This window comes from Pseudomonas helmanticensis, assembly GCF_900182985.1.
GTDB lineage: Bacteria > Pseudomonadota > Gammaproteobacteria > Pseudomonadales > Pseudomonadaceae > Aquipseudomonas > Aquipseudomonas helmanticensis.
On the sequence record NZ_FXUY01000001.1, the window covers coordinates 2057534 to 2080783 of the forward strand.

At 60.6% G+C, this 23250-nt stretch carries 19 protein-coding genes; 14 read left to right on the forward strand and 5 right to left on the reverse strand.

The features are described from left to right. Positions 1-25 precede the first annotated feature (25 nt). The 11 genes from QOL84_RS09260 to QOL84_RS09310 all read left to right on the forward strand — a co-directional run bounded on the left by QOL84_RS09260 (position 26) and on the right by QOL84_RS09310 (position 12340). Positions 26-712 (forward strand): MotA/TolQ/ExbB proton channel family protein, encoded by a 687-nt coding sequence (locus QOL84_RS09260; RefSeq protein ID WP_372238476.1) that lies wholly within the window; start codon positions 26-28, stop codon positions 710-712. Continuing rightward, entirely contained in the window at positions 712-1113 is a 402-nt protein-coding gene (locus QOL84_RS09265) for an ExbD/TolR family protein (protein WP_093433931.1), read from the forward strand. Before QOL84_RS09260 ends, QOL84_RS09265 begins: the two co-directional genes overlap by 1 nt. 207 nt (positions 1114-1320) lie before the next feature. Then, complete coding sequence (locus QOL84_RS09270) at positions 1321-4032, forward strand: TonB-dependent receptor (RefSeq protein WP_283437007.1); 2712 nt, start codon at positions 1321-1323, stop codon at positions 4030-4032. A 147-nt stretch (positions 4033-4179) separates the two neighbouring features. Then, positions 4180-6051, forward strand: a complete 1872-nt coding sequence (locus tag QOL84_RS09275) for an extracellular solute-binding protein (RefSeq protein ID WP_283437008.1) — start codon at positions 4180-4182, stop codon at positions 6049-6051. Position 6052: 1 nt separating this feature from the next. After that, a complete protein-coding gene (locus QOL84_RS09280) occupies positions 6053-7117 on the forward strand; it encodes a microcin C ABC transporter permease YejB (RefSeq protein WP_283437009.1) in 1065 nt (354 codons plus the stop codon). Beyond that, on the forward strand, positions 7117-8139 hold the full coding sequence (locus QOL84_RS09285) for an ABC transporter permease (protein ID WP_283437010.1): 1023 nt from the start codon (positions 7117-7119) through the stop codon (positions 8137-8139). Before QOL84_RS09280 ends, QOL84_RS09285 begins: the two co-directional genes overlap by 1 nt. Position 8140: 1 nt before the next feature. Further along, positions 8141-9754: an ABC transporter ATP-binding protein gene (locus tag QOL84_RS09290; protein WP_283437011.1), complete on the forward strand. Its 1614-nt coding sequence runs from the start codon at positions 8141-8143 to the stop codon at positions 9752-9754. Between the two features lie 193 nt (positions 9755-9947). Continuing rightward, the gene (locus QOL84_RS09295) at positions 9948-10469 is read left to right on the forward strand and encodes a DUF3455 domain-containing protein (protein ID WP_283437012.1); all 522 of its coding nucleotides are present in this window, start codon (positions 9948-9950) and stop codon (positions 10467-10469) included. A 163-nt stretch (positions 10470-10632) separates the two neighbouring features. Then, the gene (locus QOL84_RS09300; protein ID WP_283437013.1) at positions 10633-11166 is read left to right on the forward strand and encodes a sigma-70 family RNA polymerase sigma factor; all 534 of its coding nucleotides are present in this window, start codon (positions 10633-10635) and stop codon (positions 11164-11166) included. Next, positions 11163-11855 carry an anti-sigma factor gene (locus QOL84_RS09305; protein ID WP_283437014.1) on the forward strand — a complete coding sequence of 231 codons (693 nt, stop codon included), beginning with the start codon at positions 11163-11165 and terminating at the stop codon, positions 11853-11855. Before QOL84_RS09300 ends, QOL84_RS09305 begins: the two co-directional genes overlap by 4 nt. 122 nt (positions 11856-11977) lie before the next feature. After that, positions 11978-12340, forward strand: a complete 363-nt coding sequence (locus QOL84_RS09310; protein WP_283437015.1) for a hypothetical protein — start codon at positions 11978-11980, stop codon at positions 12338-12340. A gap of 71 nt (positions 12341-12411) precedes the next feature. Here QOL84_RS09310 and QOL84_RS09315 read toward each other — a convergent pair whose 3' ends face one another. Beyond that, the gene (locus QOL84_RS09315) at positions 12412-13494 is read right to left on the reverse strand and encodes a DUF1615 domain-containing protein (protein WP_283437016.1); all 1083 of its coding nucleotides are present in this window, start codon (positions 13492-13494) and stop codon (positions 12412-12414) included. A 319-nt stretch (positions 13495-13813) separates the two neighbouring features. Here QOL84_RS09315 and QOL84_RS09320 point away from each other — a divergent pair, with 319 nt between their 5' ends. After that, positions 13814-16018 carry a TonB-dependent receptor gene (locus QOL84_RS09320; RefSeq protein ID WP_283437017.1) on the forward strand — a complete coding sequence of 735 codons (2205 nt, stop codon included), beginning with the start codon at positions 13814-13816 and terminating at the stop codon, positions 16016-16018. A gap of 337 nt (positions 16019-16355) precedes the next feature. Continuing rightward, complete coding sequence (locus tag QOL84_RS09325; protein WP_283437018.1) at positions 16356-17891, forward strand: FAD-dependent oxidoreductase; 1536 nt, start codon at positions 16356-16358, stop codon at positions 17889-17891. A 126-nt stretch (positions 17892-18017) separates the two neighbouring features. On the opposite strand, the gene hemB is transcribed toward QOL84_RS09325, so the two are convergent. Further along, positions 18018-18992: a porphobilinogen synthase gene (gene hemB / locus QOL84_RS09330; RefSeq protein ID WP_283437019.1), complete on the reverse strand. Its 975-nt coding sequence runs from the start codon at positions 18990-18992 to the stop codon at positions 18018-18020. A gap of 249 nt (positions 18993-19241) precedes the next feature. After that, positions 19242-19940 carry a glutathione binding-like protein gene (locus tag QOL84_RS09335; RefSeq protein ID WP_283437020.1) on the reverse strand — a complete coding sequence of 233 codons (699 nt, stop codon included), beginning with the start codon at positions 19938-19940 and terminating at the stop codon, positions 19242-19244. Positions 19941-20272: 332 nt separating this feature from the next. Between QOL84_RS09335 and QOL84_RS09340 the strand changes: the two genes are divergently transcribed. After that, positions 20273-20947 carry a histidine phosphatase family protein gene (locus QOL84_RS09340; RefSeq protein WP_129391822.1) on the forward strand — a complete coding sequence of 225 codons (675 nt, stop codon included), beginning with the start codon at positions 20273-20275 and terminating at the stop codon, positions 20945-20947. Between the two features lie 132 nt (positions 20948-21079). On the opposite strand, the gene mnmH is transcribed toward QOL84_RS09340, so the two are convergent. After that, the gene (mnmH, locus tag QOL84_RS09345) at positions 21080-22186 is read right to left on the reverse strand and encodes a tRNA 2-selenouridine(34) synthase MnmH (RefSeq protein ID WP_283437021.1); all 1107 of its coding nucleotides are present in this window, start codon (positions 22184-22186) and stop codon (positions 21080-21082) included. Further along, on the reverse strand, positions 22186-23220 hold the full coding sequence (gene selD, locus QOL84_RS09350) for a selenide, water dikinase SelD (RefSeq protein ID WP_129391816.1): 1035 nt from the start codon (positions 23218-23220) through the stop codon (positions 22186-22188). The genes mnmH and selD overlap by 1 nt, the downstream gene beginning before the upstream one ends. Positions 23221-23250: the final 30 nt, after the last annotated feature.

A 23250-nucleotide genomic window follows, 5' to 3' on the forward strand; every position in this document is an offset into this window, starting at 1 on the left:
TATCACCATGAACGATTTGTCTTCGATGATTGTCCCCGGCGTGCTCTGGGGTCTGGTGCTGTTTTCCGTGGTCAGCTGGGCGATTCTGCTGGTCAAGTCGGCGCAGTACTTGCGGCAGAAAACCCAGAACAAACAATTCACTAAAGCCTTCTGGGGTGCGCCGGATCTGCTCACCGCCGCCGAACACGCCAGCCAGTATCCGGGCGCACTGGCGCGCATCGCCAGCAGCGGTTTCGAGGCGCTATTGGTAGAAGACTCGCCGCGCACCACGCAACAACTGGCGCACACCATCAACCGTTCGGATCGCCTGGAACGCAACCTCCGTCAGCAGATCCAGAAAGAACGCCGCTCGCTGGAAAACGGCCAGGCGATCCTCGCCAGTATCGGCAGCACCGCGCCGTTCATTGGTTTGTTCGGCACCGTGTGGGGAATCATGGAAGCGCTGAAAAGCATCGGCGAAACCGGTTCGGCCAGCCTTGAAGCGGTCGCCGGCCCGATCGGTCACGCGCTGATCGCCACGGGTGTGGGTATCGCCGTCGCGGTGCCGGCGGTGCTGATTTACAACTTCTTCCTGCGTCGCCTGAAACTCGCCTCGGCGGACATGGACGACTTCGCCCATGACTTCGACGCCCTTGCCTCGCGCAGCGCGTTTTCTATCAGTCGTCAGGCCATCGCCAGCAAAACCACAGCCGCCGTGCGGGAGGCCAGCTGATGTCGTTCTCTACTCAAGACAGCGATGAAGTGCTCAGCGAAATGAACGTCACGCCGCTGGTCGATGTGATGCTCGTGCTGCTGGTGGTGTTCATCGTCACCGCGCCGCTGATGACCAACGCGATTAAGGTCAACCTGCCGAAAACCGACGCCGTCGCCCCCGCCGAGAAAAAGGATCCGGTGGTGGTCAGCGTCGATCAGGACGGCAAGTTTTATCTGGCCAAGACCGAACTGGCCCCGGAATCGCTGGAAGCCAGCCTCAAGGAGGTCAAGGCCAAGGACAGCGAGGTGCGCGTGCAGCTGCAGGCCGATTCCGCCGTCAATTACGGCCAGGTCGCTAAAGCCATGGCGTCCATCGAACGCTCGGGCATCACCAAGATTTCGGTGATGACCACCCACTGAGTGCGGTGCCGGGCGCGCAGTGAAAGACGCGCCCGCCACCGTTCGCTGAATCCCGTCGCAACCAGCCGACCGAAAAAACGCCAGGCGTCTTCGGAGGGGATCGGCTTGCTTGAAGAAAGTGGTTTTCCGCACGCGGTATCACCGAAAGCGGAGCAATGAGGGGCTCACAAGGCCAATTCGATAACGTCTGAAAAGTCGGAAATAACCATGCTGATGAACACTCCACGCTTCACGCTCAAACCTTTGGTGGCAACGATTTCTCGCCACCGTTTTGTTCCGTTTTATTTGGTGGCCATGGGCATGGGCGCCGGGACTGTGCAAGCAGCCGAGGACGACAACGCCGCCGTGCCCGCTGCGGCGGCAGTGGTTGCGCCGACCACGCAACTGCAACGGGTCGAAGTGACGGGTTCGGCGATTCGCCGGGTCGATGCGGAAACCGCCGTGCCGATCACCATTCTCAAGGCTGACGAGCTGCGCAAACAGGGCGTGACCACCACCGCCGAACTGGTGCAGCGCATCACCGGCAGCCAGTCGCTGAACAACAGCGCCGGCTCGGTCGGCGCAGCCACGGGCGGCGCCTCGTTCGCCGACATGCGCGGCATCGGCGCGAACAAGACGCTGGTGTTGCTCAACGGCCGACGCCTGGCCAACAACGCCTTGTCGGGTACCAACTCGGCCGGCGGCGCGGTGGATCTGAACATGATCCCGTTTGCCGCCATCGAGCGCGTCGAAGTGCTGCGCGACGGCGCCTCCGCGCTGTACGGCACCGACGCCATTGGCGGTGTGATCAACTTCATCACCAAGAAATCCATGACCGACGGCCAGTTGACCCTCGGCGGCGAAACCTCGACCCACAGCGGCGGCGGCGCGACCAAGGACATGAGCGCCAGTTGGGGCTACGGTGATCTGGAGGAGGACCGCTTCAACGTCCTCGGCGTGTTCAACTACAACAAGCAGCAGAACCTCGACGCCAACGACCGCTCCTTCGCCCGCGACTACGATCCCGGTCGTGGCCTGGATCAAACCTCCGGCACCGCGTTCCCCGGCAACTACAGCCAGAACGGCAACGCCACCAACCCGCTGGCCAACAGCAATTGCAACGGCCCGAACCTGGTAGCGCGCGACGGTTTGTGCCGTTTCAGTACCCGCGAATTCATCGACCTGCTTCCGCAAACCGAGAAGACCTCGTTCTTCGGCAAGACCACCGGCAAACTGGCCGACGATCACAACGTCAATCTCGAATACTTCTGGTCACGCAACAACAACGCCACCGCTGTCGGCCCGGCGCCGTTGACCGGTTTGAGCCTCGATGGCTCGTCGCCCTACTACCCCGGCAACGGCATCACACCGGGCCCGACCGGTTTTGCCCTCGACCCGACGCAACCGGTCGACGTCAACTGGCGCGAAACCGCTGCTGGCCCTCGTGAATCGAAAGACCAGAACACCAGCCAGCGCTTTCTGCTGAGCTTCGACGGCCTGGTCGGCGGCTGGGATTACAACGTCGGCGCCTCGTACAACCAGAACAAGATTGTCTCCAGCGTCACCAATGGTTATGTCAGCGATCAGGCGATGATTGCCGGTCTGGCCAGCGGCTTGCTCAACCCGTTCGGCGCGCAGTCGGCGGCCGGTCAGCAGTACATCGACGATGCCGCGTACCACGGCGCCTACTCCACCGCCGTCGGCCGGGTCGCCGGTTTCGACGGGCGCATCAGTCGCGAGATCGGCGACTGGTTCGGTGCCGGCCCGTCCGGTCTGGCGCTGGGTGGCGAGTACCGCAAAGAGAAATTCCATCAGGATTTCTCGCCGTTTGCCGGCGACATCCAAAGCCTCGGCATCGATCCCAACGGCAGTGTCGAGGGCGACCGCAGCGTCAAAGCCGCGTATGCGGAAATCAACGTGCCGGTGCTCGATAGCCTCGAACTGTCCGCCGCCGTGCGCCACGACAAATACAGCGACTTCGGCAGCACCACCAACCCGAAATACTCGTTCCGTTATCAGCCGCTGAAAGAGCTGGTGGTGCGCGGCGCCTACAGCGAAGGTTTCCGTGCGCCGTCGCTGTACGAGCTGTATTCGCCGCGCAGCATCACCTTCACTCAGGGCTTCTACAACGACCCGGTGCTGTGTACCGGCGGCGTCGTGCAACCGGGCGGCAACGGCGGACGTGATTGCGGTCAGCAGTTCCTCAATCAGATTGGCGGCAACGAAGATCTGGCCCCGGAGAAGGCGCGTAACGTGACCCTGGGCTTCGTTTATCAGCCGGTCAACAACCTCTCGGTCGGTCTCGATTTCTGGTGGATTCACATCTCCAACCAGATCCAGCCGTTCCCGGAATCCACCGTGTTTGATCAGGCCGGCTCCTACCCGGACCGCTTCGTGCGCAACGCCGACGGCACGCTCAATTACATCGTTACCGGCAACGCCAACCTCGGCATCGTCGAAACCAACGGTGTCGATGTGTCGCTCGACTATCGCTTCCCGAACACGCCGTACGGTCAGTTCGGGCTGGGGCTGCAAGGCACCTATGTCGACGAGTACGACTTCCAGAGCACCATCAAAGGCCCGTTCACCGACAAGGTTGGCGACTTCCGCGGTGACGGCGTAATTGCGCGCTGGAAACACAACCTCACCGGCAGCTGGACCTTCGGTGCGGCACGGGCGTCGCTGACCAACCGCTTCACCACCGGCTACAACGACTACGACCGCGATACTCACGCGACCGTGGCGTCGTATTCGGTGTGGGACCTGTCGGCCGGCTACACCTTCGACAAGGTGCTGGATGTCGATGCCGGGATGAAGAACATGTTCGACCGCAACCCGCCGTTCTCCAACCAGGCCTACAACTTCCAGAGCGGTTATGACCCGCGCTACACCGACCCACTGGGCCGCACCTTGTTTGCGCGCATGACGTACCACTTCTAACTGAGAGCACCAAACCCCTGTAGGAGTGAGCCTGCTCGCGATAGCATTTTTTCAGTCAACCTTGCAGGGTCTGACTTTGCCTCATCGCGAGCAGGCTCACTCCTACAGTTTTGATCTGTGTGCATTCAGGAATTAAGGAGTGATTGCATGAGTTTTTTGCGCAACATGACTGGCTTGCTGCTCGGCAGTGCGCTGCTGTGCACCGGCACCTCGGCGCTGGCCGCTGGCAGTTATGCGCTGACGGTGTACGGCGAAGCGCCGAAGTATCCGGCGAATTTCCAGCATTTCGATTTCGTCGATCCGCACGCGCCCAAGGGTGGTTCGCTCAGTCGTGCGTCGATGGAAATCGGCCAGTACAACTACATCAGCCCATACGCCGATCAGGGCATCTCGGTGGTGCAAGTCAACGACTGGGTGTACTCGCCGCTGGCGTTCCGTTCACTCGACGAGCCGTACACCGTTTACGCATTGGTCGCGCAGCAGATCGAGCGCGACCCCGATGGACTCTGGGTGCGCTTCACCCTCAATCCAAAAGCACGTTTCGCCGACGGTACGCCGATCACCGCCGAAGACGTGCGCTACACGTACAACTTGCTGATGACCAAGGGAAGCCTGAGTTATCGCCAGCAATACGCCGACGTTCAGGACGTGCAGATCGAAGGCCCGCGACAGGTGCGCTTCACCTTCAAGAACAACCTCAACCGCACCCTCGCGCTGGATCTGGCGACGATGCGCGTGGTCCCCGAACACTGGTGGAAAACCCGCGACTTCGCCAATGGCGGCGGTTTCGAGCCACCACTGGGCAGCGGCCCGTACCGGGTGAGCAAGGTCGACGCCGGGCGCAGCATCAGTTTCCAACGCGACCCGGACTGGTGGGGCAAGGACCTGCCGGTCAGTCGCGGGATGTACAACTTCGACAGCCTCACGGTGAATTTCTACGGCGACACCGACGTCGCTCGGCAGCTGTTGCAGGCCGGCGCGTTCGACTACAACCGCGAGTTTTCCTCCTCCGGTTACGTGGTCGGTTACGACAGTCCGGCGTTGCGCGACGGCCGCTTGCAGCAGTCGATTCTGGCACCGGAAAAACCGACCGCCGCCCAAGGCTTTGTGTTCAACCTGCAAAACCCGATCTTCGAGGATCGCCGCGTGCGTCAGGCGATCAGCCTGCTGTGGGATTTCGAGTGGACCAACAAGCAGATGATGCGCGGCTTCTACGTGCGCCAGAACAGCTACTGGCCGAAGAGTGAAATGGCCGCCACCGCTCTCCCTGATGCCGAGGAATTGAAAATCCTCGAACCGCTGCGCGGGCAGATCCCCGACGAGGTCTTCACGACCGTGTATGAGGCGCCGAAAACCGATGGCAGCGGCTACATCCGCGACAAGCAACTGCAAGCGCTGAAACTGCTCGCCGAGGCTGGCTGGACGCCGCAACACAATCGTTTGGTCAATGCTGCGGGTGAGCCGCTGGAGTTCACCTTTCTCGACGGTCAGGGCGGCTTCGACCGCATGCTGCTGCCGTTCAAACGCACCCTCGCGCAGATCGGCATCACCCTCAATCTGCGGCGCATCGATTCGGCGCAATACGTCAACCGCCTCAACGCCCGCGACTACGACTACGACATGATCGTCACCAGTTTCCCGCGCAGCGGCGATCCGATCGTCTCTCCCGGCCGCGAGTTGTACAGCCTCTACGCCTCGCAAAGTGCCACGCAAGTCGGCAGCTCCAACTCGATGGTGCTGGCCAATCCGGCGGTCGATCAACTGATCGACGGGCTGGTCCAGTCCAATACCCGCGAAGCCATGGTGCATTACGCCCGCGCCCTCGACCGGGTGCTGCAATGGGGTTACTACATGATTCCCAACTACTACTCCAAAGGCACGCCGACGGTGTATCAGAACCGCTTCGGCATGCCCGCCGTGCAACCGGCCTACGACGAAGGCCTCAATACCTGGTGGGAGGTGTCGGCCAAGGCGCTGACCTCGCAACAGATGCACACTCAGCTTGCGGGGGGCCAGTGACATGTTGCGTTATTTGAGTCGACGTTTGCTGCTGATCATCCCCACGCTGCTGTGCATTCTGGTGGTGAATTTTCTTATCGTGCAGGCCGCGCCGGGTGGCCCGGTGGAGCAGGCCATTGCGCGTTTGCAAGGCTTCGGCGGGCACAGCATGGGTGGCGGTGGCGAGGTCGCCGCGATTGGCGGCGCGGGTCGCAGCAGCCGTGGCCTCGACCCGGCGCTGATCGAGGAAATCAAACACCATTACGGCTTCGACAAACCCATGCACGAACGCCTGTGGCTGATGCTGAAAAACTACGCGCAGCTGGATCTGGGCAGCAGTTTCTTTCGCGGCGCCAAGGTCACCGACCTGATCGTGCAGAAGCTGCCGGTGTCGCTGTCGCTGGGCTTGTGGGCGACGCTGATCACCTACCTGATTTCGATCCCGTTGGGCATTCGCAAAGCGATCAAAAACGGCAGCGCGTTTGATGTCTGGAGCAGCACGGCGATCATCATCGGCTATGCGATGCCGGCGTTTCTTTTCGCGATTCTGCTGATCGTGGTGTTCGCCGGTGGCAGCTACGTCAACTGGTTTCCGGTGCAAGGGCTGGTCTCGGATAACTTCGACAGCCTTGGCACGCTGGGCAAGGTCGGCGACTACCTCTGGCACTTGGTGTTGCCGGTGACGGCGTTGGTGATTGGCGGCTTCGCCACGCTGACGATTTTGACCAAGAACAGCTTCCTCAACGAGATCAGCCGCCAGTACGTGATCACCGCGCGGGCCAAGGGTCTGACCGAAAGGCGCGTGCTCTACGGCCACGTGTTTCGCAATGCGATGCTGCTGGTGGTGGCCGGTGTGCCGTCGGCGCTGATCGAGGTGTTCTTCGCTGGCTCCCTGCTGATCGAAACCATCTTCAACCTCGACGGCCTCGGGCGCATGAGCTACGAGGCAGCGGTGTCACGCGACTATCCGGTGGTGTTCGGCGCGCTGTTTCTGTTCACCCTGTTCGGCCTGTTGATCAAGCTGATCGGCGACCTCTGCTACACCCTGCTCGACCCGCGCATCGACTTCTCGGCGAGGACTGCCTGATGTTCACTCTCTCCCCTCTCGGCCAGCGCCGCGTCGCGCAATTCAAGGCCAACCGGCGCGGACGCTGGTCGCTGTGGCTGTTTATCGGTCTGTGCCTGATTTGTCTGGGCGGTGAATTGATCGCCAACGACAAGCCGTTGGTGATCCGTTATCACGAGGCCTTTTACTTTCCGATCCTCACTGATTACCTGGAAACCGATTTCGGCGGCGAGCTGCCATTTCAGCCGGACTACGCCAGCAGTTACGTGCACAAACTGATTGAGGATCAGGGCGGCTGGATGCTCTTTCCGCCGATCCCGTTCAGCTACGACACGGTCAATTACGACCTCAGCGAACCGGCACCGAGTCCGCCGTCATCGAGCAACTGGCTGGGCACCGATGATCAGGCGCGCGACGTGTTGGCGCGGGTGATTTTCGGTACGCGGATTTCGATCCTGTTTGCGCTGATCCTCACTGGCATCAGTGCGTTGATCGGCATCGTTGCCGGTGCGTTGCAGGGTTATTACGGCGGTTGGGTCGATTTGCTCGGGCAACGCGTGCTGGAGATCTGGTCGGGGCTGCCGGTGCTGTACCTGCTGATCATTTTGTCCGGGTTCGTCTCGCCGAGTTTCTGGTGGTTGCTGGGGATCATGGCGCTGTTTTCCTGGCTGGCGCTGGTCGATGTGGTGCGCGCCGAGTTTCTGCGTGGGCGCAATCTCGAATACGTCAAAGCCGCGCGGGCGCTGGGCCTGACTGATAACGAACTGATGTACCGGCACATCCTGCCTAACGCGATGACATCCACCCTCACCTACCTACCGTTCATTCTGACCGGCGCGATTGCCACGCTGACTGCACTGGATTTTCTTGGCTTCGGTATGCCGGCCGGCACTGCGTCGCTGGGTGAGTTGATCGGTCAGGCCAAGCGCAATCTGCAAGCACCGTGGCTGGGGCTGACGGCGTTTTTTGCCTTGGCGCTGATTTTGTCTTTGTTGGTTTTCATCGGTGAAGCCTGCCGAGATGCCTTTGATCCGAGGAGCTGACATGCAAGACAATTTGATCGAGATCCGTGACTTGCGCGTCGCCTTCGCCGGGCAGCAAGTGGTGCACGGTTTGAACCTCGATATTCGCCGGGGCGAATGCCTGGCGCTGGTCGGTGAATCCGGCTCGGGCAAGTCGGTGACGGCGCATTCGATCCTGCGTCTGTTGCCGGGCAAGAACGTCCGTAGCAGCGGCGCGATCCGCTACAACGGCGTGGATTTATTGCACGCCAGCGAGCAGCAAATGCGCGGTTTGCGCGGCAACCGCATTGCGATGATTTTTCAGGAACCGATGACTTCGCTGAACCCGTTGCACACGGTGGAAAGGCAGGTCAGCGAAGTGCTGGAGATTCACAAAGGACTGAAGGGCCGCGCCGCCCGTGAGCGGACGTTGCAGTTGTTGGAGCTGGTCGGTATTCGCCAGCCTTTGCAGCGCTTGAAAGCCTATCCGCATCAACTTTCCGGCGGTCAGCGGCAACGGGTGATGATTGCGATGGCGCTGGCCAACGAGCCGGAGCTGTTGATCGCTGATGAGCCAACCACGGCGCTGGATGTCACGGTGCAGCAGAAGATCCTCGAGTTGCTCATCGAGTTGCAGCAGCGGTTGGGCATGTCGCTGTTGTTGATCAGCCACGATCTCAATCTGGTGCGGCGCATTGCGCAACGGGTGTGCGTGATGCGCCACGGCGAGATCGTCGAGCAGGCGGATTGCGAAACGCTGTTTCGCGCGCCGCAGCATCCTTACAGTCGGTTGTTGATTGAGGCGGAACCGAGCGGTGCTCCGGTGCCGAGCAAGTTCGAGCACAACCTGCTTGAAGTCGATGATTTGAAGGTCTGGTTTCCCCTGCCCAAAGCGCTGTTCAGCCGCCAGCAGGAGTACATCAAAGCGGTCGACGGCGTCAGTTTCACCCTGCAACGCGGCAAGACATTAGGGATTGTTGGCGAGTCCGGTTCGGGCAAATCGACGCTGGGCCAAGCGATCCTGCGGCTGGTCGAATCCGAGGGCAATATCCGTTTCGGCAACAAGCAATTGAGCCTGCTCAATCAGCGTTTGATGCGGCCATTGCGCCGGCAGATCCAAGTGGTGTTTCAGGATCCGTTCGGCAGCCTCAGCCCACGGATGTCGGTGCAGCAGATCATTGCCGAGGGCTTGCTGACCCATGGCATTGGCACCGAGGCCGAGCGGGAGGCGGCGGTGATTCGGGTGCTGGAGGAAGTCGGCCTCGATCCACAGAGCCGACATCGTTATCCCCACGAATTTTCCGGTGGCCAGCGCCAGCGTATTTCCATCGCCCGCGCGCTGGTGCTGGAACCGGCGCTGATTCTGCTCGATGAACCGACCTCGGCGCTGGACCGTACGGTGCAGAAGCAGGTGGTGGAGTTGTTGCGGCAACTACAAATCAAACATGGGCTGACCTATTTGTTTATCAGCCATGACCTGGCGGTGGTGCATGCGTTGGCGCATGACTTGATGGTGATCAAGGATGGCAAAGTGGTTGAGCAAGGTTCTTCACGCGAGATTTTCGCCGCACCACAGCACCCCTACACCCAGGAACTGCTGAAAGCCTCCAGCCTCGCGATCCCCCGCAAAATCACGGAAACCGCCGAATCCCTGTAGGAGCTGCCGCAGGCTGCGATCTTTTGATGTTGGTGTTAAAAACGGGATCAAAAGATCGCAGCCTGCGGCAGCTCCTACAGGGGGATGGGTTTATTTTTTTTGGCCGGTGCATCCAAACGCCTCCGTCATGGGTAGTCCTTGTAACAGCCCGCTTCGGCTGTCAGCGGTTTACCCATTCTGGAGAAACATACTGATGAACATCACCCAACTGATCTGCCTCAGCGGTTTGCTCGCCGCCAGCGTCACGACCTTCGCGCAAAGCAGTTATCCCGACGCGATCAAAGTGCCGGATGGCCACAAGATCGCGATGGAAACCACTGGCGTCGGCGAAATCACCTACGAATGCCGTGACAAAGCTAATGCGCCCGGGCAGACCGAGTGGACTTTCGTCGGTCCGAAAGCGGTGCTCAATGATCGCAGCGGCAAGCAGGTCGGCACCTACTTCGGCCCGCCAGCCACCTGGCAGGCCAAGGACGGTTCGAAAGTCACCGGCACGCAACTGGCTGTGGCGCCGTCGAGTCCGGGCAACCTGCCCTATCAGTTGGTCAAGGCCAATCCTGCCGAGGGTAAAGGTGCGATGGCTGGCGTGAGTTACATCCAGCGTGTTGCGCTTAAGGGCGGCGTGGCGCCGGGCAGTGAATGCACGCCGGCGAACAAGGGCCAGCAGGCAGTGGTGAAGTACCAGGCTGATTATATTTTCTGGGCCATGAACTGACCCCTCAGACTTATCCTAACCCCCTGTAGGAGTGAGCCTGCTCGCGATAGCGGAGTGTCAGCCGGCATATTTCTTGACTGACACACCGCTATCGCGAGCAGGCTCACTCCTACAGGGAATGGGTTGTCTGGATGTTTGGGGAATGTGAGCTAGATTGCACGACATGTCTTTAGCCCGATCTACGTTTGATTACGAAGCCCGTCTCGCCGCCTGCGCGCGCGGCGAGCGTGCGGCCCTGCGCGATTTGTATGTGCAGGAAGGCCCGCGTCTGCTCGGCGTGGCCAAGCGGCTGGTGCGCGATTCGGCGCTGGCGGAGGACATCGTTCATGAGGCGTTCATCAAGATCTGGAACGGCGCGGCGGGGTTCGATCCGGCGCGGGGTTCGGCGCGTGGCTGGATGTTCAGCGTGACCCGGCATCTGGCGCTGAACCTGCTGCGCGATCAGGGCCGCGAGACGTCGCTTGGCGATGAGCATGAGTCGCTTGGCGATGACGATGGTTTTGACGCCCAGGCCCATTCGGCACGCATCCATCGCTGCCTTGAACAGCTTGAGCCACAACGTCGCAATTGCATCCTTCACGCCTATGTCGACGGCTATAGCCACGCACAGATTGCCGCACGTCTCGACACGCCGCTGGGCACCGTCAAAGCGTGGATCAAACGCAGCCTCAACGCATTGCGGGAGTGCATGGCATGACCACTGAATCAGCGCAGGAGCGTGATCAACTGGCTGGCGAATATGTGCTCGGCACACTGTCGCCGGAACAGCGGACCGAGGTGCAACGACGCTTGCCAAACGAACCCGAATTGCGCACGGCGGTGGATGCCTGGGAACGGCGTTTGCTGGAGCTGACGGATCTGGTCCCGTCGCAGCAACCGTCGGCGCTGTTGTGGCCACGGATCGAACGCAGCATTGATCGGCTCTCGCAGCAACCTTCGACAACTTCATGGTGGAACCTGCTGCCACTGTGGCGCGGTTTGAGCGCCGTCGGTTTGGCCGCAACGTTGATACTGGGCACGATTCTGCTGACCCAGACCACGCCGACACCGAGCTATCTGGTGGTGCTTGTCGCGCCGCAGGACAAGGCGCCAGGGTGGGTGATCCAGGCGAGCAATTCGCACGAGATTCAGTTGATTCCGCTGGGGCTGGTTGAGGTGCCGGCGGACAAGGCGCTGGAGTTCTGGACCAAGGCCGATGGCTGGCAAGGGCCGGTGTCGCTGGGGTTGGTCAAGCCTGGGCAGGCGCTGTCGGTGCCACTGGACAAACTGCCGCCGCTGCAACCGAACCAGTTGTTCGAGCTGACGCTGGAAGGCACCAACGGTTCGCCGATCGGCAAACCGACCGGGCCGATCCAGGCCATCGGCCGCGCCGTCAAAGTGCTGTAATCCCCCCTACATGAACCATCATCGGTGTCGATGTTTACCATCACGGCAATGAAGTTCTCATAAAAAATCTCCGGCGTAACATCAGCTCCATACCAACCAACAACACCCCGGAGCACACCCTCATGAAACGCCAGACTCTTCTCGGTATCGCCTTTTCGCTCTTCGCCATCAACGCTTTCGCCGCCACCCCGGCGCATACCATGATCGCTGAAGGCGGTTCGGACAAACTGATTGAAAGCCGTGTGGCTGAAGGTGGTTCGGATCGTTTGCTGGAACGCCGCGTCGCTGAAGGTGGTTCGGATCGTTTGCTGGAACGCCGCGTTGCTGAAGGTGGCTCGGATCGTCTGCAAGAACGTCGCGTTGCTGAGGGCGGTTCGGATCGGCTGCAAGAACGTCGCGTTGCTGAGGGCGGTTCGGATCGTCTGCAAGAACGTCGCGTTGCTGAGGGCGGTTCGGATCGGCTGCTTGAACGTCGCGTTGCCTGAATGCATGGCGGCAAGCGCAACACCCCAGAGAAACCCGGCTCCCTTGGCCGGGTTTTTTATGTCTGGCGGCTTTACCCCGCCTTGTCCATGCAGCGTTTGTAGCGCTCGTCCACCCGCTTGGCGAACCACGCCGTGGTCAGTTTTCGGGTGATTTTCGGGCTTTGCAGCACAATCCCCGGCAACACCGCGCGTGGCAGTTTTTTCCCCTCCGCTTGCTCCGCCAATTCGAACACCCGTTGATAGAGTCTGGTCTCTTCGAACTCCAGGGTTTTGCCCTTCTCCAACTGATCGCGAATGGTCGGGTTGCGCATGCCCAATGACTTGCCTAGGGTGCGCACCGCCAGTTCGGTGCTGCCGGGCATGATCGAGTCGTAGCGAATCAGGTCGCCATCGAGTGCCAGCGGAATACCGGAGGCGCGGCTCACCGCGTTTTGAAACGCCGCGTTGCGACTGGCGTACCAGCCGGCGTTGAAGTCGGCAAACCGGTACAGCGGCTCGCGATAACTCACCGGATAGCCAAGCAAGTGGGCGATGCCGAAATACATGCCGCCGCGCCGGCTGAACACTTCGTGACGGATCGTGCCGTCCACCGGGTACGGATAGTCCTTGGCATGCTGTTCGGCAAACTCGATGCTGACCTGCATCGGCCCGCCGGTGTGCACCGGGTTGAAGCCACCGAATAGCGTACGGCCCATGGGCACCCTGCCGATGAAGTCGTCGAAAATCGCGCTGAGTTCTTTTTCACTGCGCGCCGCGTTCAGGCGTTCGCTGTAGGTCTTGCCATTGGTTGAGCGCACTTGCAGCGCGCCACTGACCAACAGGCCGGGAATGTGCACTTTGCCGGCGCGGCGGTCGATTTCGTCGCGGGCGATCTTGCCCAGGCCGGGCACCGTGGGGTCGGCCTGAAAGGTCGATTCCTGTTCAGCCACCGCCAGCACCGAGCACAGATTCTGCGTGGTCGGGCTGATGTTCTGCGCGGCAAACGCGGCGTAGATGTCAGTGGCCCAACCTTGCCGGTCAGGGGTTTTCGCCGGCATCAGCCGGACGATTTCGGCCTTCACTTCGGCGGGGGCACGCGGCACCGGTTCGCTGCTGCGCGGCCCCGCGCAACCGGCGAGCGTCAGCACTGCGGCGAGGGTCATGAGTAATCGCATGTTGCTCCATCCAGTCCACTAAGCCAGAACCACCATACACAATCCGTGTAGGAGCTGCCGCAGGCTCGGGCCGCGTTCGGACGATCTTTTGATTTTGATTTTAAAAAAACAGATCAAAAGATCGCAGCCTGCGGCAGCTCCTACATAGGAATGTGGGTTTTGAAGACACAGGAATGTGGGTTTTGAAGGGGTGATGACAAACTGATTGCAAAACGTTACTGAGAAAATCTATCATTTGCACCTGGAGTCGCATTTGCGCAAGGAGTTCCCGCGCCGCCCTTACTTTTTCTCACCGGCCGTGCGCCTCCAGGTACGAAACATGCCCGCTCCAGCCCGAATCGGCGTTCCTTTTCGCCCGACGCTTCTTGCCCTGCTGTGCTCCCTGACCGTTACCGCTCACGCCGCCGAAGGCGATAACAAAGAGTTGGTGCTGGACAACGTCAACATCAACGCACAAGCCCCGACGCCAGACGCCCTGCCCCCGGTTTACGCCGGTGGTCAGGTTGCTCGCGGCGGTCAGTTGGGCGTGTTGGGCAATCAGGACATGATGGACGTGCCGTTCAGCGCCGCGTCCTACACTGAACAACTGATTCAGGATCAGCAGGCCGAGGACGTCGCCGACGTCCTGCTCAACGATTCCTCCGTGCGCCAGGCGTCCGGTTTCTCCAACCAGGCGCAGATCTTCATGATCCGTGGCCTGCCGCTGACCGGCGATGACATTTCCTATAACGGCCTCTACGGCGTGCTGCCACGGCAGATCATTTCCACCGACGCGCTGGAGCGCGTTGAAGTGTTCAAAGGCCCGAACGCCTTCATCAACGGTGTGACCCCGACCGGTTCCGGCATCGGCGGCGGCGTCAACCTGCAGCCCAAGCGTGCCGGTGACGTGCCACTGCGCCGCTACACCACCGACATCAACAGCGAAGGCCGCGTCGGTCAGCACTTCGACATCGGCCAGCGTTTCGGTGAAGACAACCGCTTCGGCGCGCGGATCAACCTGTCCCAGCGCGAAGGCGACACCGCCATCGATCACGAGAACCAGCGCTCGAAACTGTTCGCCATCGGCCTCGATTATCGCGGTGATGCGCTGCGTGTTTCCGGCGACTTCGCCTACCAGAAAGAACGCGTCAACGGTGGCCGCAACTCGGTCAACCTCGGCACCGCCACGCACATTCCGGACGCGCCATCGGCTGACACCAACTACGCGCCGAAGTGGGGCTACACCGACATCGAAGACACCTTCGGCATGCTCCGCGCCGAGTACGATCTGAACGACAACTGGACTGCCTACGTCGCCGGTGGTGCCAAGCACACCCGTGAAGTCGGGCGCTACAACTCGACCACGCTGGTCGGCAACAACGGTGCCTCGAATACCACCGGCTCGTTCATCCCGCATGACGAAGACAACACCAGCGTCATGGCCGGCCTCAACGGCAAATTCACCACCGGCGCGGTCAGCCACAAGCTCAACTTCGGCCTGACCGGCATCTGGGCCGAACAGCGCAGCGCCTACGATTTCGACCTGACCAAGTACGCCAACAACATCTATCACCCGGTGGAAACGCCGTCGCCAGTCGGCAACTTCTCTGGCGGCGATGTCAACGATCCGGGCATCGTCGGCAAGACCTTCAACCGCAGCGCCGCAATCTCCGACACCCTCGGTTTCTTCGATGATCGCCTGTTGGTCACCGCCGGCCTGCGTCGTCAGCAACTGGTCGTGCAAGGCTACAACTACGCCAGTTACGGCAGTGGCAGCCGCAAGTCGGCCTACGACGAATCGATCACCACGCCGGTCTACGGCATCGTCTTCAAACCGTGGGAACACGTGTCGTTCTACGCCAACCACATCGAAGGCCTCGCGCAAGGCCCAACCTCGCCGACCACCTCCGGCTCACGCGTCGTGATCAACGGCAACGAAGCCTATGCACCGGCACGCTCCAAGCAGACCGAAGCCGGGGTAAAAGTCGACATGGGCACTTACGGTGCGAGCCTGGGTGTTTATCGCATCGAACAGCCGAGCGACGGTTACTCGGAAATCATCGACGCCAACACCTCGCGTTATGTGCGTGAAGGCGAGCAGGTCAATAAAGGCGTAGAAATGAACGTCTTCGGCGAACCGATCAGCGGCCTGCGCCTGATCAGCGGACTGACCTTGATGGACACCGAACTGAAAAACACCCAGAACGGCGCCAACGATGGCAACCGTGCGATCGGCGTGCCGACCTTCCAGTTCAACGCCGGCGCGGATTGGGATGTGCCTGGCCTGCAAGGTGTAGCGCTGAATGCGCGGATGCTGCGTACCGGTGGCCAATACGCCGATGCGGCGAACAATCTGAGCCTGCCGACCTGGAACCGCTTCGACGCTGGCGCGCGTTATGCGTTCAAGGTCTCGGAGAAGGATGTGACCGTGCGTCTGGGCGTGGAAAACCTGGCGAACAAGAAGTATTGGGAATCGGCACAGGGCGGTTACCTGACGCAGGGTGAGCCGCGTGTGGCGAAGTTGTCCGGCACTATCGATTTCTAAGGCTGAGAAGCCCTCACCCTAGCCCTCTCCCGGAGGGAGAGGGGACTGACCGTGATGTTCTTTCGAGTTACGCCGACGTGTGCCACCAAGTCGAACTCAGGTTTTGAAAGGCACCCAAATCGGCTCCCTTTCCCCCTCGCCCCCTTTGGGGGCGGTCCGACGTTTCGGGAGGGCTGGGGTGAGGGGGCAAATTTCACTGCCACCAAAACCTCCTGCCGAACACCCGAAAAAGGCCCCGCAGCCTCACCGCTGCGGGGCCTTTTTCCGTCTGGCCGATCAACTGGCCACCCGCTCCTTCTGATCCATACTTGCTGCACAGCAAACGAAGGACAATCCCATGAACCGCAGCGACGTCCTGATCATCGGCGCAGGCCCCACCGGTCTGGTGCTGGCTCTGTGGCTGAGCAAACTCGGCGTGCGCGTGCGCATCATCGATAAAACCTCGGCGCCCGGCACCACCTCGCGGGCGCTGGCGGTGCAGGCGCGGACGCTGGAGTTGTATCGCCAGCTCGATCTGGCCGACACCGTGGTGCGCAACGGCCATCGCGTGGCGGCGACGAATTTCTGGGTCAACGGCAAACCGGTTGCGCAGTTGCCGCTGAACCGCATCGGCGAGGGACTGACGCCTTACGCGTTCGTCGAAATCTTTCCGCAGGATGAGCACGAAAAACTACTGATCGAACGTCTCGAAGATTATGGCGTGACGGTTGAACGCAACAACACGCTGGAAAGCTTCGAAGAAAGTGGCGACGGCATCACCGCGCATCTGCGTCTGCCCGATGGCGAACAGGAAATCTGCCAGGCGTGTTATCTGGCAGGCTGCGACGGTGCCCGCTCGGTGGTGCGCAAAAGCCTCGATGCAGGATTTCCCGGTGGCACCTATCAGCAGATTTTCTATGTCGCGGATGTGCTGGCGAGTGGGCCGGCGCTGAATGGCGAGTTGCATCTGGATCTGGATGAAGCGGACTTTCTCGCGGTGTTTCCACTGGCCGGCGAAAGCCGTGCACGGTTGATCGGCACCGTGCGTGACGAGCGCGCGGATCGTGCCGAAACCCTGGAGTTTTCCGATGTCAGCAGCCGTGCCATCGAACACCTGAAAGTGCACATTGAGGACGTCCACTGGTTTTCGACTTATCGCGTGCATCACCGCGTCGCCGAACACTTTCGCCAGGGCCGCGCGTTTCTGCTCGGCGATGCCGCGCATGTGCACAGCCCGGCAGGCGGTCAGGGCATGAATACGGGCATCGGCGACGCGATCAATCTGGCGTGGAAGCTGGCGGCGGTGCTCAGTGGCGGCGCCGAAACGAGCCTGCTCGACAGCTATGAAACCGAGCGCATCGCCTTCGCGCGCCGGCTGGTGTCGACCACCGACAAGGTCTTCAGTTTTGTCACCGCCGAGGGTCGTCTGGCCGATCTGCTGCGCATGCGCGTGGCACCGTTTCTGATCCCGAAAATGGCCTCGTTCGAAGCCAGCCGCGAGTTCCTCTTTCGCACCGTGTCGCAAGTCACCCTCAACTATCGCGGCATGCCGCTGAGCCAGGGCACTGCGGGCCACGTGCACGGCGGCGACCGCTTGCCGTGGGCGCATGATGGTGAGGGGGATAATTACGAACCGCTACGCCAGCCGTGCTGGCAAGTGCATGTGTATGGCGACACCAGCGACGAGATGATCGCCTGGTGCCACGAGCATCATTTGCCGCTGCATGTGTTCGACTGGCGCCCGGCGTTTGAGGCGGCGGGTTTGGGGCGCAATGGTTTTTACCTGCTGCGACCGGATACCTATGTGGCGATTGCGGAGAACAGTGCGGATCCGAAGGTGATTGAGCGCTACTTCCGCGATCACGGTATCCGGCCCTACTTCAACTGCCCCTGACCCACCACAAATCCCCTGTAGGAGTGAGCCTGCTCGCGAAGGCGTTGTATCAGCCGACATCAATGTTGACTGATACAACGCCTTCGCGAGCAGGCTCACTCCTACAGTTTTGATTTGCAGTGTTGCCTAGATCCCGGCCAGGGCCAGATCCATCGCAAAGTAGGTGAAAATCAGATCCGCACCCGCGCGTTTGATCGCGCCCAGACTTTCACGCACCACACGATCTTCATCAATCGCCCCGGCCTGCGCGCCGAACTTGATCATCGCGTACTCGCCACTGACCTGATACGCCGACAGCGGCAGGTTCGAGGCTTCACGAATGTCGCGGATGATGTCGAGGTAGGCGCCGGCCGGTTTGACCATCAGCGCGTCGGCACCTTCCTGCTCATCGAGCAGCGATTCACGCAACGCTTCGCGGCGGTTCATCGGGTTCATCTGATAGCTTTTGCGGTCGCCTTTCAGCGCGCTGCCACCGGCCTCGCGGAACGGGCCATACAGCGCCGAGGCGAATTTGGTCGAATAGGCCATGATCGGAATCTGGGTGAATCCGGCCGCGTCCAGTGCCTGACGAATCGCCCGCACCTGGCCGTCCATCGCCGCCGACGGCGCGATCACGTCAGCACCGGCGTGGGCCGCTGCCACGGCTTGTTTGCCGAGGTTGATCAGGGTCTGGTCATTGTCGACTTCATGGTGGTGCATCACGCCGCAGTGGCCGTGATCGGTGTACTCGCAGAAGCAGGTGTCGGACATCACGATCATTTCCGGCACGGCGTCCTTGGCAATGCGCGACATGCGCGAGACCAGACCGTCTTCGCGCCAGGTGTCACTGCCGTTGCCGTCCAGATGATGCGACACGCCAAAAGTCATCACTGATTTGATCCCGGCACGGGCATAGCGCTCGATCTCGCTGGCCAGTTTGCGCTCGGGAATACGCATCACGCCGGGCATGCTTTTGATTGGCACGAAGTCGTCGATTTCTTCCTCGACGAAAATCGGCAGGACCAGATCGTTCAGGCTGAATTCGGTTTCCTGGAACAAGCTGCGCAGGCTCGCATTGCGGCGCAGACGGCGGGGACGTGCTTCGGGGAACTGACTGGACATGGGGCCTTTCCTGAAAAAACGGCAGATGAGACGAAAGTCGTAGGGGGCGAAGCTTATGCCTTGCGGGGGTTGCGGTACAAACCTGGATCAATCAAGAGTGCATTACCGGGTACGCAATAATCCTCGAGAACACCGCAAATCCCCTGTAGGAGTGAGCCTGCTCGCGATAGCGGTGTATCAGTCAATAGTAATGTCGACTGATACACCGCTATCGCGAGCAGGCTCACTCCTACAAGGGGGTAGGTAGTGTCAGGAGGGGATGGTCAGGCCGCGGATTACGGCCGGGCGGGCGAGGAATTTCTCCAGCACTCGCGTGACATTCGGGAAGTTCTGAATGCCCACCAGGTCTCCGGCTTCATAGAACCCGATCAAGTTGCGCACCCAAGGGAACGTGGCGATGTCGGCGATGGTGTAGCGCTCGCCCATGATCCAGTCGCGGCCTTCGAGCCGGCCGTTGAGAACGTTGAGCAGACGCTTGCTCTCTTCGACATAACGATCACGCGGGCGCTTGTCTTCGTAATCCTTACCGGCAAATTTATTGAAGAACCCCAACTGACCGAACATCGGGCCGATACCGCCCATCTGAAACATCAGCCACTGCAGGGTTTCATAGCGCACCCCGCCTTCCTGCGCCAGCAACTGACCGCTTTTGTCGGCGAGATAAATCAGGATCGCACCGGACTCGAACAACGGCAGCGGCTGATCCTCTGGGCCATGCGGGTCGAGGATCGCCGGGATCTTGTTGTTCGGGTTCAGCGAGAGGAACTCCGGCGACAACTGATCATTCTGGTCGAAAGCGACCTTGTGCGGCTCGTACGGCAGGCCGATTTCTTCGAGCATGATCGACACTTTGACGCCGTTGGGGGTCGGCAAGGAATAGAGCTGAATCCAGTCAGGGTACTGCGCCGGCCATTTCTGGGTGATCGGGAACGCGGACAGATCGGTCATGGGAAGCATCCAGTCACAAATTGAACCCCGATCATAATGTAGGCGCTGCCGCAGGCTGCGATCTTTTGATCTTGAGCCTTTAATCAGGATCAAAAGATCGCAGCCTGCGGCAGCGCCTACATGAACCGTAACATCCTGTGGTTAAGCTGCGACCAGACCGTTGAAGGTTGCCGCTAAAGTGCGGGATCGAACCAAATCGGCCTCAGTGGACTCTGAGCTAGGTCTTTGGAGCAGAGGAAGCTGGTCACGACAGGGAAAACACTCAGTGCTGGGAGCCTGCGGTGTAAAGGTTTGTCAGCCTTAATCGAATTTGCTGAAGAACCCCTTATTCCATGACGAACCTGATGAGATTCGCCAAACGCTTCAAACATCGCGCCTATGTGGCACTGCCCTCGTTGCTGGCGGTCAGTGCGTTAATGCTGTCGCTGGAATCCAGCGAAAGTCGCGCGCAACCGGTAGACGGAACGCAGACCCTGGTGTTCCTGCGCCATGCCGAGAAACCTGCCGGCGGTCTCGGCCAGCTCAACTGCCAGGGTTTGAACCGCGCGATCGACCTGTCGACACTGCTGCCGGAAAAATTCGGCAAGGCCGATTACGTGTTCGCCGCCAACCCGACGCGCAATGTCGAGGAAGGCGAGCTGGACAACTCCTACAGCTACATTCGCCCGCTGATGACCATCAGCCCGGCGGCGATCAAGCTTGGCCTGCCGGTGAACATCGAGTTTTCCGCCAATGACACCAGCGATCTGGCCCGCGAACTGACCGCCGACAAGTATCACAACTCGACGATTTATACGGCGTGGTCGCACGGCTATCTGCCGGAATTGATCAACAAGGTTGCCGGTAAAGCCGTTGGCGGCAAGCAGAGCATCACCGACGACTGGTCGGGTGATGACTTTGATTCGCTGTATGTGCTGACGCTGACCTGGCACAACGGCAAGGCGAGTTTGCAGAGCCACAGCTACAAGCAGGGGCTGGATCATGGTAAGGAAACCTGCCCGACCTGAGTCATTTGTTACCTTTACCGACCCCATCGCTGGCAAGCCAGCTCCCACAGGTATCGTGGATATACATAATATTTGTGTACACCCTAAAACCCTGTGGGAGCTGGCTTGCCAGCGATGGGGTCGGTAAAAACACTATGAATCTTTCTGACTCACCCGCTCGCGCAAATACTCGATCACCGCCCCACTCTCCCCTGAAAACTCGATCCGCGCGCTCTTTTTCTCGCGCTGATACACGTACATCGGATCGTAATACTCACGCAGCAACACTTCGATCCAGCCACGGAACTGCTCGACCGCGCCGCTGCGCGCTTGCTCGGCCAGCGCGTCTTCCATTTGCAGAAACATGCGCTGGTGGCGTTCGCCGCCCAGACGTCGCTGAATATTGTTGAGGCTTGATATCAGCCGCTCGGCGTACAGCGCAAAGCCGTCCTCGCCGTAGGTAGCGACAAACTCGGCATGCAGATCGATTACATAATCCTGCAGGATCCGCTCGACCCGATCGGCAATGCTGTCTTCCAGCCAGACCATCGGAAAACCTTGCATGCTCTTGTACAGCGGTAACGGCAAGGCACAACTGCCGACCATCCGGCTCTCGTCTTCGAGCACGAACTGAGCGATCCCGGCAGCGCGTTTTTTCAGCACATCGACCGCCAGGCGGTTCTCGAAATCGATGTTGCCCGGCTGCCCCGTGGCGCGTTTGCCGAAGCTCGATCCGCGATGATTGGCATGCCCTTCCAGATCCAGGCCATTACGCAACTGGGCCAGCACCTCGGTTTTGCCGGTGCCGGTCATGCCCCCCAGCACAATGAAATCGCATTGCGCCACGGCCTGATCGATGGTCTCCAGCAAAAAAGTACGCATCGCCTTGTAGCCGCCGCCAACACGCGGGTAATCGATGCCGCCCTCCTCCTTGATCCACTGCTGGACGATCTGCGAACGCAAGCCACCGCGAAAACAGTAGAGATAGCCATCCGGGTGGGCCCGGGCAAACTCGACCCAGCCGCGAATGCGTTGCTCACGAATCTCATCGGAAACTAGACGCTCACCCAGGGCGATGGCCGCCTGCTGGCCGTGCTGTTTGTAACAGGTGCCGACCTTCTGCCGCTCGATGTCATTCATCAGCGGAAGATTGACCACACCGGGGAACGCACCATGGGCGAACTCGACCGGCGCACGCGCATCCATCAGCGGCCGGTCGTTGAGGAAAATGTCTCGGTAGTCAGTGCAGTCGCGGAGCATCAGATCACCTCGACTGCGTTCGTCTGTCGCTCAACCAGTTCGCCGATTGGCGCCAGGTTCAGACCCAGTTCGGCGGCGACACGAAGGAACTCGGCATCGCCCTCGGGGGTGACGGCAATCAGCAGGCCGCCACTGGTTTGCGGATCGCAGAGCACGCGTTTGTGCAGCTCCTGCACACGCCCGACCTTGCTCGCGTAGCTATCGAAATTGCGCAGCGTACCGCCGGGTACGCAGCCCTGATCGAGGTAATACTCGACGCTGTCCAGCCGTGGCACGCGGTCATAGGCGATGCGCGCGGTCAACTGGCTGCCGTCCGCCATTTCCACCAGATGCCCAAGCAGACCGAAACCAGTAACGTCGGTCATCGCCGTGACACCGGCCAGTTTGCCGAAGCGGCTGCCGGGTTTGTTCAACGTGCACATCCAGTCGCGAGCGACGCCAACGTCGGCGGCGCGCAATTTGCCTTTCTTCTCGGCCGTGGTGAGGATGCCGATGCCCAGCGGTTTGGTCAGGTACAACAGGCAGCCGGCGGTGGCGGTGTCGTTGCGTTTCATGTGGCGTTTTTCCACCAGACCGGTGACGGCGAGGCCGAAAATCGGTTCCGGCGCATCGATCGAATGCCCGCCCGCCAACGGAATGCCCGCCGCGTCGCACACCGCGCGGCCGCCACGAATCACTTCACGCGCGACTTCCGGCGCCAGCACATTGACCGGCCAGCCGAGGATCGCAATCGCCATCAGCGGATCGCCGCCCATCGCGTAGATATCGCTGATCGCGTTGGTGGCGGCAATGCGGCCAAAATCGAACGGATCATCGACAATCGGCATAAAGAAGTCGGTGGTCGAAACCACACCGCGCTCGGCATCGATCTCGTACACCGCTGCATCATCGCGCGAGGCATTGCCGACCCACAGTTTCGGATCGAGGTTCTGCGCACCGCTGCCGGCCAGGATCACTTCGAGCACCTGCGGGGAAATCTTGCAGCCGCAACCGGCGCCGTGGCTGTATTGGGTCAGACGAATCGGCTCGCTCATGGGGAGTTCTCTGGCAGTTAATGGGGCCGA

Bases quoted from the DNA above. Each gene is read 5' to 3' on its own strand.
- QOL84_RS09260 (WP_372238476.1), top strand. From the start codon at position 26: ATGATTGTCCCCGGCGTGCTCTGGGGTCTGGTGCTGTTTTCCGTGGTC.
- QOL84_RS09265 (WP_093433931.1), top strand. From the start codon at position 712: ATGTCGTTCTCTACTCAAGACAGCGATGAAGTGCTCAGCGAAATGAAC.
- QOL84_RS09270 (WP_283437007.1), top strand. From the start codon at position 1,321: ATGCTGATGAACACTCCACGCTTCACGCTCAAACCTTTGGTGGCAACG.
- QOL84_RS09275 (WP_283437008.1), top strand. From the start codon at position 4,180: ATGAGTTTTTTGCGCAACATGACTGGCTTGCTGCTCGGCAGTGCGCTG.
- QOL84_RS09280 (WP_283437009.1), top strand. From the start codon at position 6,053: ATGTTGCGTTATTTGAGTCGACGTTTGCTGCTGATCATCCCCACGCTG.
- QOL84_RS09285 (WP_283437010.1), top strand. From the start codon at position 7,117: ATGTTCACTCTCTCCCCTCTCGGCCAGCGCCGCGTCGCGCAATTCAAG.
- QOL84_RS09290 (WP_283437011.1), top strand. From the start codon at position 8,141: ATGCAAGACAATTTGATCGAGATCCGTGACTTGCGCGTCGCCTTCGCC.
- QOL84_RS09295 (WP_283437012.1), top strand. From the start codon at position 9,948: ATGAACATCACCCAACTGATCTGCCTCAGCGGTTTGCTCGCCGCCAGC.
- QOL84_RS09300 (WP_283437013.1), top strand. From the start codon at position 10,633: ATGTCTTTAGCCCGATCTACGTTTGATTACGAAGCCCGTCTCGCCGCC.
- QOL84_RS09305 (WP_283437014.1), top strand. From the start codon at position 11,163: ATGACCACTGAATCAGCGCAGGAGCGTGATCAACTGGCTGGCGAATAT.
- QOL84_RS09310 (WP_283437015.1), top strand. From the start codon at position 11,978: ATGAAACGCCAGACTCTTCTCGGTATCGCCTTTTCGCTCTTCGCCATC.
- QOL84_RS09315 (WP_283437016.1), bottom strand. From the start codon at position 13,494: ATGCGATTACTCATGACCCTCGCCGCAGTGCTGACGCTCGCCGGTTGC.
- QOL84_RS09320 (WP_283437017.1), top strand. From the start codon at position 13,814: ATGCCCGCTCCAGCCCGAATCGGCGTTCCTTTTCGCCCGACGCTTCTT.
- QOL84_RS09325 (WP_283437018.1), top strand. From the start codon at position 16,356: ATGAACCGCAGCGACGTCCTGATCATCGGCGCAGGCCCCACCGGTCTG.
- hemB (WP_283437019.1), bottom strand. From the start codon at position 18,992: ATGTCCAGTCAGTTCCCCGAAGCACGTCCCCGCCGTCTGCGCCGCAAT.
- QOL84_RS09335 (WP_283437020.1), bottom strand. From the start codon at position 19,940: ATGACCGATCTGTCCGCGTTCCCGATCACCCAGAAATGGCCGGCGCAG.
- QOL84_RS09340 (WP_129391822.1), top strand. From the start codon at position 20,273: ATGACGAACCTGATGAGATTCGCCAAACGCTTCAAACATCGCGCCTAT.
- mnmH (WP_283437021.1), bottom strand. From the start codon at position 22,186: ATGCTCCGCGACTGCACTGACTACCGAGACATTTTCCTCAACGACCGG.
- selD (WP_129391816.1), bottom strand. From the start codon at position 23,220: ATGAGCGAGCCGATTCGTCTGACCCAATACAGCCACGGCGCCGGTTGC.